The 16,519-nt window shown below is 72.0% G+C and carries 15 protein-coding genes and 2 pseudogenes; 8 read left to right on the top strand and 9 right to left on the bottom strand.

Annotated elements, in window-relative coordinates:
* Positions 1–157 precede the first annotated feature (157 nt).
* From ABZ725_RS44965 to ABZ725_RS44975, 3 genes are all read right to left on the bottom strand, one after another.
* Positions 158–1,744 (bottom strand): alkaline phosphatase D family protein, encoded by a 1,587-nt coding sequence (locus ABZ725_RS44965; RefSeq protein WP_358808149.1) that lies wholly within the window; start codon positions 1,742–1,744, stop codon positions 158–160.
* Between the two features lie 196 nt (positions 1,745–1,940).
* Complete coding sequence (locus ABZ725_RS44970; protein WP_358808150.1) at positions 1,941–2,771, bottom strand: alpha/beta fold hydrolase; 831 nt, start codon at positions 2,769–2,771, stop codon at positions 1,941–1,943.
* 136 nt (positions 2,772–2,907) lie between these two features.
* Positions 2,908–3,561 (bottom strand): NAD(P)-binding domain-containing protein, encoded by a 654-nt coding sequence (locus tag ABZ725_RS44975; protein WP_358808151.1) that lies wholly within the window; start codon positions 3,559–3,561, stop codon positions 2,908–2,910.
* 283 nt (positions 3,562–3,844) lie between these two features.
* On the opposite strand from ABZ725_RS44975, the gene ABZ725_RS44980 reads away from it, so the two are divergent.
* A complete protein-coding gene (locus ABZ725_RS44980) occupies positions 3,845–4,606 on the top strand; it encodes a GntR family transcriptional regulator (RefSeq protein WP_358808152.1) in 762 nt (253 codons plus the stop codon).
* A gap of 172 nt (positions 4,607–4,778) precedes the next feature.
* Here ABZ725_RS44980 and ABZ725_RS44985 read toward each other — a convergent pair whose 3' ends face one another.
* The 3 genes from ABZ725_RS44985 to ABZ725_RS44995 form a co-directional block, all read right to left on the bottom strand.
* Positions 4,779–5,936 carry an ROK family transcriptional regulator gene (locus tag ABZ725_RS44985; RefSeq protein ID WP_351910621.1) on the bottom strand — a complete coding sequence of 386 codons (1,158 nt, stop codon included), beginning with the start codon at positions 5,934–5,936 and terminating at the stop codon, positions 4,779–4,781.
* 112 nt (positions 5,937–6,048) lie between these two features.
* Positions 6,049–6,711 (bottom strand): response regulator transcription factor, encoded by a 663-nt coding sequence (locus ABZ725_RS44990; protein ID WP_358808153.1) that lies wholly within the window; start codon positions 6,709–6,711, stop codon positions 6,049–6,051.
* A 14-nt stretch (positions 6,712–6,725) separates the two neighbouring features.
* Entirely contained in the window at positions 6,726–7,886 is a 1,161-nt protein-coding gene (locus ABZ725_RS44995) for a histidine kinase (protein ID WP_358808154.1), read from the bottom strand.
* 109 nt (positions 7,887–7,995) lie between these two features.
* Here ABZ725_RS44995 and ABZ725_RS45000 point away from each other — a divergent pair, with 109 nt between their 5' ends.
* The 3 genes from ABZ725_RS45000 (at position 7,996) to ABZ725_RS45010 (ending at position 10,209) form a co-directional block, all read left to right on the top strand.
* On the top strand, positions 7,996–8,916 hold the full coding sequence (locus ABZ725_RS45000) for an ATP-binding cassette domain-containing protein (RefSeq protein WP_358808155.1): 921 nt from the start codon (positions 7,996–7,998) through the stop codon (positions 8,914–8,916).
* Between the two features lie 2 nt (positions 8,917–8,918).
* Entirely contained in the window at positions 8,919–9,647 is a 729-nt protein-coding gene (locus tag ABZ725_RS45005; RefSeq protein ID WP_358808156.1) for an ABC transporter permease, read from the top strand.
* A 118-nt stretch (positions 9,648–9,765) separates the two neighbouring features.
* Positions 9,766–10,209: a hypothetical protein gene (locus ABZ725_RS45010; RefSeq protein WP_358808157.1), complete on the top strand. Its 444-nt coding sequence runs from the start codon at positions 9,766–9,768 to the stop codon at positions 10,207–10,209.
* 131 nt (positions 10,210–10,340) lie between these two features.
* Here ABZ725_RS45010 and mug read toward each other — a convergent pair whose 3' ends face one another.
* From mug to ABZ725_RS45025, 3 genes are all read right to left on the bottom strand, one after another.
* Complete coding sequence (mug, locus tag ABZ725_RS45015; RefSeq protein ID WP_358808206.1) at positions 10,341–10,886, bottom strand: G/U mismatch-specific DNA glycosylase; 546 nt, start codon at positions 10,884–10,886, stop codon at positions 10,341–10,343.
* Complete coding sequence (gene purB, locus ABZ725_RS45020) at positions 10,883–12,325, bottom strand: adenylosuccinate lyase (RefSeq protein ID WP_358808158.1); 1,443 nt, start codon at positions 12,323–12,325, stop codon at positions 10,883–10,885. The genes mug and purB overlap by 4 nt, the downstream gene beginning before the upstream one ends.
* Before the next feature lie 250 nt (positions 12,326–12,575).
* Positions 12,576–13,496 (bottom strand): helix-turn-helix transcriptional regulator, encoded by a 921-nt coding sequence (locus ABZ725_RS45025; RefSeq protein ID WP_358808159.1) that lies wholly within the window; start codon positions 13,494–13,496, stop codon positions 12,576–12,578.
* A 316-nt stretch (positions 13,497–13,812) separates the two neighbouring features.
* Here ABZ725_RS45025 and ABZ725_RS45030 point away from each other — a divergent pair, with 316 nt between their 5' ends.
* The 4 genes and pseudogenes from ABZ725_RS45030 (at position 13,813) to ABZ725_RS45045 (ending at position 16,506) form a co-directional block, all read left to right on the top strand.
* On the top strand, positions 13,813–14,796 hold the full coding sequence (locus ABZ725_RS45030; protein ID WP_358808160.1) for an aldo/keto reductase: 984 nt from the start codon (positions 13,813–13,815) through the stop codon (positions 14,794–14,796).
* Positions 14,797–14,866: 70 nt separating this feature from the next.
* Positions 14,867–15,157, top strand: a pseudogene (locus tag ABZ725_RS45035) (carboxymuconolactone decarboxylase family protein); the annotation flags it as partial.
* 84 nt (positions 15,158–15,241) lie between these two features.
* Positions 15,242–15,487, top strand: a pseudogene (locus tag ABZ725_RS45040) (aldo/keto reductase); the annotation flags it as partial.
* Entirely contained in the window at positions 15,472–16,506 is a 1,035-nt protein-coding gene (locus ABZ725_RS45045; RefSeq protein WP_358808161.1) for an alcohol dehydrogenase catalytic domain-containing protein, read from the top strand. The pseudogene ABZ725_RS45040 and the gene ABZ725_RS45045, both read left to right, overlap by 16 nt.
* Positions 16,507–16,519: the final 13 nt, after the last annotated feature.

A 16,519-nucleotide genomic window follows, 5' to 3' on the forward strand; every position in this document is an offset into this window, starting at 1 on the left:
GCCTTGTGACTGACGGGTTAAGGCTGCTAATGCCCGTTTTGTTAAGTCTTCCACTTCTTCTACGATCACTATCCACGCCAGGAGTCACGACAGCACCGCGCACCGGGGGATGACGCCGGTGCGCGGCACATGCTTTCGAGGGTACCGGGACGCCGGACTACTGCCCGACCCGTCCCGGCTGCAGCACCTTCGTGAACAGCACGGTCCCGTCCTGCTCGCGCAGACGTACCGTCAACTCGCCGCTGTCGCCGTCGATGTCGACCTCGCCGAAGAACTGGTAGCCGCCGGCGGGCGACACGTTCGACGCGGTCGGCGCCTTCACGAACACCCGCTCCGGACCGAAGGTGCCGTCCAGCGCACTGGCCGGGAAGGCGCCCGCGTTGAGCGGACCGGAGACGAACTCCCAGAACGGCTCGAAGTCGGTGAACGCGGCCCGCGACGGCTGGTAGTGCTGCGCCGAGGTGTGGTGCACATCGGCCGTCAGCCACACCGTGCCCGTGATCCGCCGGTGCTTGATGTACCGCAGCAGCTCGGCGAACTGCAGCTCACGGCCCAGCGGCGCACCCGGGTCGCCCTGCGCGACGGCCTCGATGTTCGCCCTGCCCTCGGTGGCGTCCGGCACGACCAGCCCGAGGGGCATGTCGGCGGCGATCACCTTCCACACCGCACGCGACCGCGACAGCTCCCGCTTGAGCCACTCCAGCTGCTCGGCGCCGAGGATGCCCTGCGGGTCCACGGTCTGGTCGTCGGGCGAGTTGGCGTTGCGGTAGGTCCGCATGTCCAGCACGAACACGTCGAGCAGCGGCCCGTGGCGCACGGCCCGGTGGACGCGGCCCTCCTTGGCGCCCGGACGCAGCGTCGAGATCGGGTAGTACTCGCTGAACGCCTGCCGGGCACGCGCCGCGAGCACGTCGACGCTCTTCTCGGTGTACCGGGGGTCGGAGTCGGTGATCACCTCGCCCGGGTACCAGTTGTTGCGGACCTCGTGGTCGTCCCACTGGATGATCGACGGCACCTGGGCGTTGAACCGGCGCAGGTTGTCGTCGAGCAGGTTGTAGCGGAAGTTGCCGCGGAACTCCGCGAGCGTCTCGGCGACCTTGGACTTCTCCTCGGTGGTGACGTTCCGCCAGAGGGTGCCGTCGGGCAGCGCCTGGGTCGCCGAGATCGGGCCGTCGGCGTAGATGTTGTCCCCGCTGCACAGGAAGAAGTCGGGGTCGAGCTCGGCCATCGCATCGTAGATGCGGTAGCCGCCGAGCTCCGGGTTGATGCCCCAGCCCTGGCCCGCGAGGTCCCCGGACCACAGGAAGCGCACCCCGCGCCGACGCCCGACGGGCACCGTGCGGAACGTGCCGGTCACCGGCTCGCCGGTGCGCCGAGGGTCGTCCGGGTCGGCGAGCAGCACGCGGTAGTGGATCTGCTCGCCGGCCGGCAGCCCGTGCAGCCGGGTCGTGCCGGTGAAGTCGCTGCCGGCGCCCAGCAGCGGACCGTGCCAGCGGCGGGCGCCGCGGAACGACTCGGTGGCCGCCGTCTCCACCACCATCCGCGCCGGACGGTCGGACCGCACCCACACCAGCCCGGAGTCGGACGTCACGTCCCCGGTCTGCACACCCCAGCCCGCCTTGGGCCGCCCGGACAGCGCGAACGCGGGCGCCGCGCCGACGGCGGCGGGCAGGGTCAGGGCCGCGGACGCGGCGAGCGAACCACGCAGGACGCTGCGGCGCCCGGGGAACGGACGGTGTGACATGGAAGGGCCTCCTGGGACGGGAACCAGCCGGTGTGCACAGCCACAACTACTGGTGCGCCGCAGCGCCCACGGAAACCACAAGTGAACAACTGGCCGTCCGAACCGGCTCCTTCGGCCCCGCCCAGGCCGCCGACAGCGCCCTCGGCGGGGTCGGCGCCGCCCCGGGGCCGGGGCCTCGTGGCGTGCGCCCAGGGCCTCAGCGGCTGCCGTCGAGGATCAGGCGAGCGACGAGCGCCGGGTCGTCGTTCATCGGGCAGTGACCGCAGCCGGGCAGCCGCACCAGGCGCGCGGCCGGGATGATCTGCTTCACGCGGACGCCCTGACGGCGCACGAGCAGCCAGTCCCGGGTGCCCCAGCCGACGGTGACCGGGACGCCGGGAAGGTCGTCGGTGAACCGGACGGTGGCGCCGGCCCGCAAGGTCTGGTCGAACCCGGTCGCCTGGGCCAGGGCCAGCGTCTCGGCGACCACGGCCTCGGGGGAGCGGCGGCTCGGACGGGCGTAGATGGTGCTGGTGAGGGCGGTCCGGCCGGCCGCCGTGCTCGCCAGCCGCTCGACGAGGGGCAGCGGCATCCGGCGGGAGATCTGCCGCATCGTGAGCAGGACGCCGAACGCGTAGCGCCGCTCGGCCTCCGACCAGAACCCGGCCGGGGACAGCGCGGTGACGGTCCGTACGAGCTTCTCGCGGCCGAGCTCCAGCGCGAGCAGACCGCCGAGCGAGTTGCCCGCCACATGGGGGCGGTCCAGCTCCAGCGCCTCGCAGAAGGCGCCGAACACGCCGGCCGTCGTGGGCAGGTCGTAGGCGAGGCCGTCCGGCAGGGCGGGGGAGACACCGAAGCCGGGCAGGTCCACGGCGATCACGTCCCGCTCGGTGGCCAGGATGTCCACCACCGGGTCCCAGGCCTGCCGGTGGTGGCCGATGCCGTGCAGCAGGAGCAGCGGCTCGCCCTTGCCCACGCGCGCGTAGGAGACCGTGACGGACTGCGGCCCACTGGGGGTGGGGACCGGGAAGGAGACGGTGGCGGACATGGGGAGCTCCTCGTCTGGGAGGTCTGGTGGCGACGCCTGCGGCGACGTCTGCGGCGACGTCTGGCGGCGGACGACGTAGACAGCTTGTCAGCAATTACTACTGGCGGGTAGCCCCCGAAGGGTGAACCCGACCGGCTCAACGCGCTCTGCGCAGCTCCAGGTTGAAGTCCGCGTGGCCGAAGCCGCGCATCAGGTCCAGCCACAGTGGCAGCCACATCTCCACACTCCGCGCCGCCCGGATGCCGCCCAGGTCGAGCACCCGGTCCGCCGGCCAGCCGAACTCCCCGAGCAGCGCCGTGACCTGCTCCTTCGCCTCCGCGTCCGCCCCGCACACGAAGACCTGGTGCTCGCCCGGCACGCGCGCGGGATCCACCATCACCTGGCAGTTGACCGTGTTCAGGGACTTCACCACGCGCGCGTGCGGGAACGCCCGCTGGATCTGCTCGCCCACGCTGTCCGACTCCACGGGGGACAGCCGCATCTCGCCGTCCTCGAAGGCCAGCGGGTTGGAGACGTCCAGCACGATCTTCCCGTCGAGGTTGGCCGCCCCGGCCGCCTCCAGCGCGGCCAGTGACGCCCGCCCGGCCACCGCGTTCACCACCGTCTCGCCGGCGGCGGCCGCCTCCGCGAACGTACCGGCGCTCGCCCGCTCGCCCGCTTCCCGCGCCCATTCCAGGGCCGCCGGATTGTCCTTCGAGCGTGAACCCAGGACCACCGTGTGCCCCAGCTCCACGAGCTTTCGGCCCAGAGTGCGACCGACGTCGCCCGTACCCAGCACCGCGTACCGCACAGCGACCTCCCGTTTCCTCGGACCGGACCCTCGTCACGGTAATTCCCCCCGGCGTCGCAGCCCGCCTTTCGCGAACGGGGATTTGCCGGAGTGTCACGAGAACGCGCCTGTACGAACGTCCCGTGAACGTTCTCGGGTCTGAGGCCGTCGCCCTGCAGAGGGATCGAGGATTGGTCTTGACCAAGGGTGGGGGCCGCCCTATGGTCGCAGAGAAGTACAACAACCTTTAATAAACAAGGGCGCGAAAAAACGCCGCCGGACCACGGCGATTGCGGAGGACAGGGTGGGGACCACGCAACTGGAATCGGTACCGGAACCGAAGTACTGGCATCTCAAGACCGTGCTGAGCGAGGCACTCGACTCCGAATTCACCGTGGGCGAGATCCTGCCCAACGAGCGCGACCTGGCGGCCCGCTTCGGCGTCGCCCGCGCGACGCTCCGGCAGGCGCTCGAACAGCTCGAACTGGAAGGCCGGCTGCAGCGCCGCAGGGGCGTCGGCACCACCGTGGCGCCGCCGCGGATGGGCGTCGCCGTCGGCACCGAGCAGCAGGGCTGGCCGGGCACGGGCGACGACGGCTGGCAGGCCGTCGACTGCACCCTCGCGGCTCCGCCCGCGGCCGTCGCCACGGCCCTGGAGACCGCCCGCGACCAGGCCGTCCACGTCGTGCGCCGCTCCCGGGTCTCCCACGGTCAGCCCGTCGCCGCGGAACTGCTCTACGTCCCCCGGACGTCGGTGCCCGACCTGACCGCGATCGACGCCCCGGCCGAGGCGGCACGCGCGCGTGCGGTGCTGCGCGAGCTGCAGCGCCTGGAACTGCAGGGCCAGGACCGGGCCGTGGAGCTGGGCTCGGCCCGCGCGGACGACGCCAAGGAGCTCGACCGGCTCCCCGGCGCGCCCGTCCTCGTCGTCACCACGCGTTTCTTCGCCGAGGGCCGCACCGCGGCGCTCTCCGTCGCGACGTATCGCGCGGACACCTGCCGACTGACGTTCGGCGCGTCCGGCGGCGTGGAGATACACCACGGTCCGGAGCAGCAGGCCTCCTGAACGCCCCGTCCGCCTCGGGTCGCAGGCGGCAGGCTCCCTGAACAGCCTGCACCGGCCGCCGGAGCGGACCCGCCCACCGCGCCCCGGAACTCCTCCGGGGCGCGGCGCGTTCGTCCGATACGGCGGTTCCGGCTGCGGCCGTTCCGGCAGTTCCGGCGGCGCGCGGTGCGGGTCACCGCCGCGCCGTCACCGTTCCCTCCACCGCGAACAACTGCTCCTCCACATGATCGAGGGCGAGCCGCAGCGCCCCCGTGGCCACCGCCGCCTCACCGAGCAGCGACTGGACCACCTTCGGCGGCCGCAGACAGTAGCGCTCCAGCTCCTGTCGCAAGGGCTCCAGCACGCCGTCGAGACCGGCCGCCCAGCCGCCGACCACGACCAGCTCCGGGTCGAGGGCCAGGACCAGCGCGGCCACATCGTGGACGAGCCGCTGCAGGAACCGGTCCACCGCCGCCCGGGCCCGCTGGTCACCCTCCCGGGCCTGCGCGAACACCTTCGCGACCGCGTGCTCGTCCAGCGGGTGCAGCGGCTCGTCCGTCGTGGACAGCAGCGTCTCCGGGGTCACCTCCCGGCCCAGCAGATGCAGCGCGCCGATCTCCCCGGCCGCCCCGCCGTACCCCCGGTGCAGCCGCCCCCCGATCAGCGAGCCGGCGCCCGGACTCAGCCCGGCCATCACGAACACGACATCGTCGGACTCGGTCGCGGAGCCCTTCCAGTGCTCGGCCACGGCCGCCGCATTGGCGTCGTTCTCCACCAGCACCGGGCACTTGAAGGACCGGCTCAACCGCTCGCCCAGCCGCAGCCCCGTCCACTCGGGCAGGGCGGTGCCCAGCCGTATCGTGCCGTCCGCCTCGACGATCCCCGGTGTGCCGACCCCCACGGCCCGCAGCGAGCTGCGCGGGACACCGGCCCGGCGCAGCAGCTCGGCGACCGCGGTGCGCAGCCGCTCCAGCCGCTCGTCCGCCGAGGCCGTCTCGTCGACGTCCTTGGCCTGTGCGCCCAGCACCCGCCCGTCCAGGTCGGCCAGCAGCGCGGCCACCCGGTGCGAGCCGATCTCCAGACCCAGCAGATGCCCGGCCTCCGCCCGGAACCGGAACCGCCGCGCGGGCCGCCCCTGCCGCCGGGCGACACTGTCGTCGGCCGCCTGTTCGACGACGAGCCCCGCCTGGATCAGATCCTCGACGACCCCCTCGACGGTCGGCCGGGACAGCCCCGTCAGGCGGGTGATCTCCGTGAGCGTCGCGCAGTCCGCGGCACGCAGCGCGTGCAGCACCACCGCGGAGTTGATCCTTCGCAGCAGCGATGGATCCCCGCCGGTCAGCCGACCCAACGTCCGTCCTCCCAGCTCGTGCGCGTGTTTGGGCGGATCGTACTCGGCGGGACGGACCCGGGCGAGCACGGATCCGTACCGGAATCCACACCGGGGCCCGGCGTCCGCCGGCTCAGCCGGGCGCGACGAACCCCGACTCGTAGGCCGTGATCACCGCCTGGGTCCGATCGCGCGCCCCCAGTTTCATCAACACCGCGCTGACATGCGACTTGACCGTCTCGGTCCCGACGACGAGCCGTGCGGCGATCTCCGCGTTCGACAGCCCGCGCGTCATCAGCCGCAGCACCTCGGCCTCCCGCTCGGTCAGCCGCGCCCGGTCCAGGACGTCCCGCGCCGCCCGATTGCCGCCCCCGTCGCCGTACTCGGCGGCCAGCCGCCGCACCGACGCCGGGAACAGCAGCGACTCGCCCTCGGCGACCAGCCGCACCGCGTGCACGATCTCGGCGGGCCGGGCCCGCTTCAGCAGGAACCCGTCCGCGCCCGCGCGCAGCGCCTCGTACACGTACTCGTCGTTCTCGAACGTCGTCACGACCAGGATCTTCGGCGGCCCGTCCACCGTCCGCAGCACCGCGCGCGTGGCCTCGATGCCGTCCATCAGCGGCATGCGTACGTCCATGGCGACCACGTCCGGTCGCAGCTGCCGCACCAACGGGATCACCGCGGCCCCGTCGGCCGCCTCCCCGACGACCTCGATGTCGTCCTGAGCCTCCAACACGGCCCGCAGTCCGGCCCGGACCAGTGGTTCATCGTCGACGAGAAGCACGGTCACCGGCATCCGGTCAGCCTAGATCAACGCAGCGGCAGCTCCGCGCGTACCTGCCAGCCGTCCGCGTCCGGTCCGGTCGACGCCCGCCCGCCCAGCAGCGCCGCCCGCTCCCGTATGCCGCGCAGCCCGCTGCCCTGCCCGGGGCCGGGAACAGGTGCGGTGGGCGTCAGCGGGTTGCTGACCTCCAGGCGCAGGACGTCGTCGGCGACTCCGACACGGACCCGCACCGAAACGGCTCCCGCGTGCCGCAACACGTTGGTCAGCGCTTCCTGGAGGATGCGGTAGCCCTCGCGGGAGACCGGTCCCGGCACCGACTCCAGGGGCCCGGTCAGCTCGGCGTCGACCTTCGCCCCGGACACGCGTGCCGACTCCAGCAGACGATCGGCCTCGGCCAGCGTCGGTCTGCTGTCCGCCGGCCGCCCGGACTCACGCAGCACGCCCAGCACCCGCTCCAGATCCGTGAGGGCCGAGCGGCCGGTCTCCTCGATGGCGGCCAACGCCCGGTCGGTGAACCCCGGATCGCCCGCCGCCCGCGCCGCCCCCGCCTGGAGCACCGCCACCGTCAGCGCATGCCCGATGGAGTCGTGCAGCTCCCGGGCCAGACGGTTGCGCTCCAGGAGTTGCTCGGTGCGTTCCTCCAGGGCGGCCAGCCGCTCGGCCGCGGACGGACCGAGCAGCCCGCGCGCGCAGACCGTGACCAACTCGCCCAGGCCCACGACGACGCCGTAGAGCGTGAGGAGGGGAAGGGGGACGAGCAGGGCGAACCACCAGTGCGGTGTCACCGACGGCAGGACGGACATGCCGTGCGGCACCCGACCGCCGGCGCCCGCGGCCAGGTCGTGGACCAGGACGGGCAGCCACACGCATCCGAACATCGACACCGCGCCCAGTGCCATCCGCACCTCGAGCCACAGCACGGTCCGCAGCCGGTCCCGCCAGGTCGCCGAGGCCGCCACGGAGAACCCGGGATCGGGGTCGCCGGGCAGCAGGAGCAGTCGCGCCTGCACCCCCTCGCCCGTCCGCACCGCCGGGATCAGCCCGACCGGGACGAGCAGCAGCGCGGGCACCCACGGCCGCGACGGGTCGATGAACATCCAGACGCTCACGACCAGCATCGGCACCCACAGGTGCAGCAGTCGTGTGTACGTCGTCCCCCGCAGCAGCGGGCGCAGTAAGCGGCCCATGCGGACATCGTGGCAGGCCCCACTGACAACGGGCCTCCCCCGAGCGAGGGAGCGGCTCTCCCCGGTCGGGGGAGGCCCGACGCCCCCGCCGGTGACGAGAGTGGTGGCCATGAACAGCATCGACGTCCGCGACCTCACCAAGGAGTACGGCCCCCGGCGGGCCGTGGACCGGCTCACGTGCTCCGTGCTGCCCGGCCGGGTCACCGGCTTCCTCGGCCCCAACGGCGCAGGCAAGTCCACCACCCTGCGCCTCGTCCTGGGCCTGGACCGGCCGACCTCGGGCACCGCCACCGTCGGCGGCCGGGCCTACTCCACCCTCCGCGAACCCCTGCGCCACGTCGGCGCCTTGCTCGACGCGCAGGCCGCGCACGGCGCCCGGACGGGACGCGATCACCTGCTCGCCCTCGCGGTCGGCAACCGCATCCCCGCCCGCCGGGTCGACGAGGTGTTGGAGGAGACCGGGCTCGCCCCCGCCTCGCGGCACCGGGTGAAGACGTACTCCCTGGGGATGCGCCAGCGGCTCGGCATCGCCGCCGCCCTGCTCGGCGACCCCGAAGTCGTGCTGCTCGACGAGCCGTCCAACGGACTCGACCCCGAAGGAATCGTCTGGATCCGTGAGTTGTTGCGCCGGCTGGCCGGGGAGGGCCGCACCGTGCTCGTCTCCAGTCACCTCATGAACGAGACCGCGTCCTTCGCCGACCACCTCGTCGTGCTCGGCCGGGGCCGACTGCTGGCCGACACCCCGATGCAGGACTTCATCGACGCGCGCGTGCAGCCCCGGGTCCGCATCCGGACGTCCGACCCGCTCGCCCTGAAGAGCGCCCTCGCCCGGCACGGCCACGACGCCGTGGAACAGGCCGAGGGGCACTGGATCGTGCACCACGCGCGCGTGGACGACATCGGCCGCCTTGTGTCGGACGCGGGCGTCCCCCTCCTCGAACTGACCTCGGAGGTGGGCACGCTGGAGCAGGCCTACCTCGACCTGACCGCTGCCGACGCCGAGTTCGCGGCCCCGCCCCGGAAGGCCTGACCATGGGATTCGCCCCTGCCCTCCACTCCGAGTGGATCAAGATCCGTACCCTGCGATCGCTGGTCGGCGGCCTGTGCGCGGTCCTGCTCGCCACCGTCGCGTTCTCCGCGCTGGCCGGAGTCGCCACAGCCACCGACGCCGACGACTTCGACCCGCTGTTCGCCGCGTTCTTCGGCGTGAACTTCGGGCAGATCGCGGCCGTCGCGTTCGGCACGACGGCGGTCTCGGCCGAGTTCCAGGCAGGCGCGTTGCGGGTGTCGCTGGCCGCGGTGCCGCAGCGGGGCCGGTGGTTCGCCGCCAAACTGACGGCGATCGCCCTGCCCGTCCTGGCCGTCGGTCTGACCACGGGCCTGGTGACCCTGGCCGTGGGCAGCGCGGTGCTGGGGGAGAAGGCCGCCGGGCTGAGCATGTCCGAGAGCCTGCGCGGTGTCGTCGGCTGCGCCGTCTACCTCACGCTGATGGCGCTCCTCGCCGCCGGTCTGACGGCCCTGCTGCGCAGCGGAGCAGCGGTGCTGAGCATCCTCGTCCCCTTCCTGCTGATCGTGTCCTTCGTCATCGGCGACCTGTCCGGCGACGTCGCGGACTTCCTGCCCGATCGCGCCGGTCAAGTGGCCCTCCGCACCCGGTGGGACGGCGTCCTGGGACCGTGGACGGGGCTCGCGGTGACCGCGGTGTGGGCGCTGGCGGCGGTCGCGGCGGGGGCGTGGCGGGTGCGGCGGCGGGACGCCTGAGCGCGGAGGTCTCAGCAGAGGCCTGAGCAGAGGCCTGAACCGAGCCTGAGCCGAGCCTGGGCAAGGGAGCCGACTGACCCACCGCCAATTGTCAGTGGCGGCGGGTTTACTGGATCACATGGACATCGCGCGCTGCCTCGCCACCGTCGACCTGCTGTGCACCCGGGAGTTCCCCGAGGAGCAGGGCAGGACGGACCTGGGCCCGGGAGGCCCGGGATATCTCGTCGCCGAGTTACAGACCAGCGGCGACTTCTGGGAGGACGACGGCACGGAGTGGGAGGAGGCGGAGGCACAGTACGAGGCCGACCGGGACGGTCTGGCGGAGCGGCTGACCGACCGCTGGGGCCCACCGCACGTCATCAGCCTGGCGAGCACCCTGGCCCGCTCGACGGAGGGCGAGGACATACCCGAGCCCTGGGCCTGGCTCAGCGGTCATGTGCCGGACGTCCAGCTGTGGCAACTGCCGGGCACGGCGCGCTGGGTGGCCCTGGGCGTCTCCCAGTGGGACAAGGAACTGCCCTTCGAACTCCTCGCGATTGTGACGGAGACGGATCCGCCCTGAGAACTGAGGAGCAAGGACTGAGGAGCGAGGCCTGATGCTCGGAGGCCTGGAGGCCTGGAGGCCTGGAGGCCTGGAGGCCAGAAGGCATGGCGGCCTGATTCCTGGAGGCCTGAGGACCGGGCGCCGAGCGCTCAGCCCTCCGCCGCCACCCGCAGCCGCCCGTACTCCTCCGCCATCGTCGCCGCCGTCCAATGCGCGTTCAGCCCGCTCGGGTTCGGCAGCACCCACACGCGTGTGTCCCCGATGAGTCGCTCCTGCGGACCCATCTTTGCCTTGCGGTCGTCGAAGGCCGCCCGGTAGGCCGTCACGCCCACCACCGCCAGCCAGCGGGGCTTCAGTCGCGTGACCTTCTCCGCCAGCAGTCGCCCGCCGTCCCGGTACTCCTCAGCCGTGAGTTCATCGGCCCGGGCGCTCGCCCGAGCCACCACGTTCGTGATGCCGAGCCCGTAGGACAGCAGTTCCTGCTGCTCCGCCGGCTTCATCAGCCTCGGCGTGAAGCCGGAGAGGTGCAGCACCGGCCAGAAGCGGTTGCCGGGGCGGGCGAAGTGGTGGCCGGTCGCCGCCGTCATCAGCCCCGGGTTGATGCCGCAGAAGAGCACGCGAAGACCGCCCGCGACGACGTCCGGTACGAGTCGGTCGCGAGCGGCCTCCAGCTCCGCCTGGGTGAAGCGCGTCAGAGGATCGCTCCGGGGGTGTAGCCGGCGGCCGCCGGCCGCTGCTTCACGATCTCCTCGACCCGGCCGACGACGATGGCCACCTGGGAGGCCGCGGCGCCCGTGAACGACAGCTTGTCGGCCATCAGCGCGTCCAACTGGGCACGGTCGAGCGGCAGTCGCTCGTCGGCGGCCAGCTTGTCCAGCAGCTCGTTGCGCTCGGCGCCCTGCTCGCGCATCGCCAGCGCCGAGGCCACCGCGTTCTCCTTGATCGCCTCGTGGGCCACCTCGCGGCCGACACCGGCCCGCACCGCGCCCATCAGCACCTTGGTGGTGGCGAGGAACGGCAGGTAGCGGTCCAGCTCCCGCGCGACGACGGCCGGGAAGGCGCCGAACTCGTCGAGCACCGTCAGGAACGTCTCCAGCAGACCGTCGAGCGCGAAGAACGCGTCCGGCAGCGCGACCCGGCGCACCACCGAGCAGGACACGTCGCCCTCGTTCCACTGGTCGCCCGCCAGCTCGCCGGTCATCGAGGCGTACCCGCGCAGGATGACCATCAGGCCGTTGACGCGCTCGCAGGAGCGGGTGTTCATCTTGTGCGGCATCGCCGAGGAGCCGACCTGGCCCGGCTTGAAGCCCTCGGTCACCAGCTCGTGCCCGGCCATCAGCCGGATCGTCTTCGCCAGCGAGGAGGGGGCCCCCGCGAGCTGCACCAGCGCGGTCACGACCTCGTAGTCCAGCGAGCGCGGGTAGACCTGCCCCACGGACGTGAACGCCTGCGAGAAGCCCAGGTGACCGGCGATCCGGTCCTCCAGCTCGGCCAGCTTCGCGGCGTCGCCGCCCAGCAGGTCCAGCATGTCCTGCGCCGTGCCGACCGGGCCCTTGATGCCGCGCAGCGGGTAGCGGCCGAGCAGCTCCTCGACCCGGCCGTACGCCACGAGCAGCTCGTCGGCCGCCGTCGCGAACCGCTTGCCCAGGGTGGTGGCCTGCGCGGCCACGTTGTGGGAGCGGCCGGCCATGACCAGCTCGCCGTACTCGCCGGCCAGCTTGCCCAGGCGCGCCAGCACGGCCACCGTGCGGTCGCGGACGAGCTCCAGCGACAGCCGGATCTGCAGCTGCTCGACGTTCTCCGTCAGGTCGCGGGACGTCATGCCCTTGTGGACCTGCTCATGACCGGCGAGGTCGTTGAACTCCTCGATCCGGGCCTTCACGTCGTGCCGCGTGACCTTCTCGCGCTCGGCGATCGAGGCCAGGTCGACGGTGTCGAGGACACGCTCGTAGTCGGCGATCGCCGCGTCCGGCACCTCGATCCCGAGGTCCTTCTGGGCCCGCAGCACGGCGAGCCAGAGCTGACGCTCCAGCTTCACCTTCTGCTCGGGCGACCAGAGCGTGGCGAGCTCGGCGGAGGCGTAGCGTCCGGCGAGGACGTTGGGGATGCGGGGCTTGGCGGGAGCGGCAGTCACGTGTACGGAGCATACCCGCTGTATATGGCGTTCTCCGCCCGTCTCTACCGTCCACGTAATCCGTGGTCAGTCGCTGTCCGTCCCTCTCGTGACGCGTCGTTTGTGAGATGCGTGTGAGACGGAGCGGCCCCAGCTCGGTGACTCCACCGCCGGCCGGGGCCTGAGTCCGAACACCTGACAAGACCAGGAGCCAGACCGTGACGAACCGTACCGTCACCCTGCCCACCCTCGACCACGGCCCGGTGAGACATCAGGAGTCGGCCTCGCGATCCGCCGACTCCGCGTGGTCACTACCCGTGCCCGAGCCCCCATCGCAGAAGCCATAGTCGAGGAGGACGAGCGCGTCGTGGTCGGGGGTGCCGGGCTCGGCGTAGTACGTGACCAGGCGATGACCGGGGGTGCCCTCCAGGCGCATTCCCTGGTAGCCCAGGGTGAAGGTGCCTACGCCGGGGTGGTGGTAGGTCTTGCGTCCGTGCGCGTGCCCCTTCACGTCGTAGCGCTCCCACAGGCGGGCGAAGTCCGGGCTCTTGAGCAGGAGTTCACCGACGAGATGGGCGAGGTCGGGTGCGTCGGGGTCGGTGCCGGCCAGTGCGCGCAGCCGGGCGACGCAGCCGCGCAGCGTGTGCTCCCAGTCGTCGAAGAGGTCCCGAGCGGCAGGGTGGAGGAAGGCATAGCGCGCGAGGTTGCGCTGCTTGACCGGCCAGCCCTCGATGCCTGCGAAAAGCCGTAGCCCGGCGGGGTTCCAGGCCAGCAGGTCGTTGGTGCGGCTGGCGATGTAGGCGGGACCCGGCCGAAGACTCTCCAGCAACAGCGTGAGCCCTGGTCGCACTGCCCTGCTGGGCGCGATGGGCGGTTCGGGCGCCGTCCGGGCGGCGCGAGCCGCGAGGTCGCGCAGGTGCTCGTGCTCGTCCTCCTTCAGCAGGAGGGCACGGGCCAGCGCGTCGACGACCGACGGACTGGGGCGGGTCTCCCTGCCGCGCTCCAGGCGGGCGTAGTAGTCGATGCTCACCCCTGCCAGAGTGGCCAGCTCCTCGCGGCGCAGCCCCGGGGTGCGGCGCAACCTGGAAGCGGCCGTCAAGCCCACCTCCTCGGGAGTCACCTGAGCCCGGCGGGCCAGCAGGTAGCGCCCCAGCTCGGTGCCACCACGGGCGGGCTGCTGCTCACGTGTCATACCCACCAGGATGTCGGGGCTGTGACCTGCGCGGCGGGCGCGTGGGGTGCCCTGTCACAGCACGGAACGCCACTGCCCGGCACAAGGCGGCCTGCCACACGGCGCGCCGAGCGCGCACGCTTGGCCATGTCGCGGATCTCCCCCACAGAGGGGGCCGGGCCCACACGGTGAGGGACCTGAATCGGAGGGTCCCGGCCGCGAAGCCCCGTGGATCACGGTCGGCGCCGGCCGTCCCCCCGTACGCGAGCACCGACGCGAATCTCAGCAGGTGTCCGCGAGGCACGCGAGCACCCCGGAAGCGAAGGAATCGGTAACCGTGAAGCACATCAAACTGCGCGATCTCGATGTTTCCCGGATCGGTCTGGGCGCGATGGGGATGAGCGGCGTGTACACCGGCCACGGCACGGACGACGCCGAGTCCGTCCGCACCATCCACCGCGCACTCGATCTGGGCGTCACCCTCATCGACACCGCCGAGATCTACGGGCCCTTCGTCAACGAGGAGCTCGTCGGCCGGGCCGTGAGGGGCCGCCGGGATCAGGCGGTGCTGGCCACGAAGTTCGGCCTGGTCTCCCACGCGGGCGGCGGTCCCGGCGTGCCCGGCCCCGACAGCAGTCCGGCGAACGTGCGCGCGGCGGTCGAGGGCTCCCTCAGACGGCTCGGCACCGACCACATCGACCTGGGCTACCAGCACCGGGTCGACCCGGACACACCAATCGAGGACACCGTCGGCGCTCTCGCCGAGCTGGTCGCCGAGGGAAAGGTCCGCCACATCGGTCTGTCCGAGGCCGGTCCTGACACGATCCGTCGCGCCCACGCCGTGTACCCAGTCAGCGCGCTGCAGACGGAGTACTCCCTGTGGACGCGGGACGTGGAGGCGGAGATCCTGCCCTTGCTGCGGGATCTGAACATCGGCCTCGTGCCCTGGGCGCCGATCGGCCGCGGCTTCCTGACCGGCAGGATCCGCTCCACCGACCAGTTCGACGCCACGGACCGGCGCCTGACCAACCCGCGCTTCACCGCGGAGAACCTCCAGCACAACCTGGCCCTCGTCGACGAGGTCGAGGCGGTGGCCACGGACGTGGGCGCCACTCCGGCGCAGGTGGCCCTGGCGTGGCTGCTGGCGCAGGGCGACGACATCGCGCCCATCCCCGGCACCAAGCGCGTCACCCGCGTCGAGGAGAACACCGCCGCCGACCAGGTGGCGCTGACCGCCGAGCAACTCGACCAGCTCAACCACCTCACCCCGGCCGCGGGCGACCGTCTCGAAGCGGAGATGAGCCGGTTGGTCAACCTCTGAGCCGGTCACCTGTCTGAGCACCGGCGACACCCGTGACGAGAGTGAGGCACATGATGCGAGGAGCCCACGCATGCCAGACGAGCCGAACCCCGCCCAGAAGATACTCGGCGACTTCGCACCGATGCTGTTCGAGCCGACCGACGAGGTGCTGTTCGGGGGCGTCTGGGAGCGTCCGGGCCTGTCCGCGCGCTCTTGCAGTCTGATCACCGTCACTGCTCTGGCTGTCGCGTACCGCACGGAGCAGCTCGGCAACCGTCTGCGCCGGGCGCTGGCGAACGGGCTCAGCGAGGACGAACTGGTCGAGGCCATCACCCACCTGGCGTTCCACGCCGAGTGGCCGAGCGCGGTCACGCAGCTCAAGGACTTCGTCGCGAGCCAGGACAACGGTCAGCGGGAGGCCGAGCAGCAGCCATGCGTACCACCACTCCGGGCCCGGGCCGTCGGGCGGCTCGGCAGCCGCCACATGGACCTCTATCAGCCGCATCGGGTGGACCCCGGCGTGCCGATCGAGAAGACATGGGAAGCACGGGCGGAGACGGCGGCAGCGGGCAAGTGCCGTCACATCGGCCTGTCCCCCTCGCCCCACCGCGAGCCCTCGTCAGCAAGGTGCGGAGATCGTCAAGCGGCTGATCCCCCATCGACTACCGCTCAATTCAAGGAAGATCGGAAAGTTTCATGCGAGCAACAGTGATGTACGGCGCCGGCGATGTCCGTGTGGAGGACGTCCCCGACCCGAAGATCCAGAACCCCACGGACGCCGTCGTCCGGGTGGTGCTGTCCTGCGTCTGCGGCAGCGACCTGTGGCCGTACAAGTCGATGCCGGTCTCGGACCAGGGGCGGCACATGGGACACGAGTTCCTCGGCATCGTCGAGGAGGCCGGCTCCGAGGTGTCCGGGGTGAAGGCCGGTGACCTGGTGGTGGCACCCTTCCTCTGGGCGGACAACACGTGCGTCTTCTGCAAGGAGGGTCTGCACGTGGTCTGTCCGCACGGCGGCCAGTGGGGCGTGAACGGGGTCGACGGCGGTCAGGGCGAGGCTGTGCGGGTGCCGCAGGCCCAGGGCACGCTGGTCAAGCTTCCGGTGGCGGAGGACTCCGCTCTCCTGCCCTCGCTGCTCAGCCTCTCCGACGTGCTCTGCACCGGCCACCACAGCGCAGTCAAGGCCGGCGTCGACCCGCGTACGACCGTGACGGTGATCGGCGACGGCGCGGTCGGCCTGTCCGCCGTGCTGGCCGCCAAGCGGCTCGGGGCCGAGCGGATCATCCTGATGGGCCGGCACAGGGACCGCACCGACCTGGGCGTCGAGTTCGGGGCCACCGAGGTCGTTTCCGAGCGCGGCGAGGAAGGTATCGCCCGCGTGAAGGAGCTGACCGGGGGCGTGGGCACCCACGCCGTGTTGGAGTGCGTCGGCGCGCTGTCGGCGCTTCAGATGGGCCTCGGCGTGGTCCGCCCCGGCGGCGCGATCAGCAGAGTCGGCGTGCCCCAGTACAGCGAGATCCCCTTCGGCTTCATGGACTTCGCGAAGAACGTCACCATCACCGGCGGTGTCGCCCCGGCTCGCGCGTACATGGACGAGCTGCTGCCCGACATCCTGGAGGGGAAGATCGAGCCGGGCCGCGTCTTCGACCGGAGCGTCGGCCTGGAGGACACCCCGGGCGCCTACCGTGCCATGGCTGACCGTGAGGCGCTGAAGGTCCTCGTCCGGCCCTGACCGTGCCGCAGGA

It is taken from the genome of Streptomyces sp. NPDC006872 (assembly GCF_040635845.1).
In the GTDB taxonomy this organism is placed as follows: Bacteria; Actinomycetota; Actinomycetes; order Streptomycetales; family Streptomycetaceae; genus Streptomyces.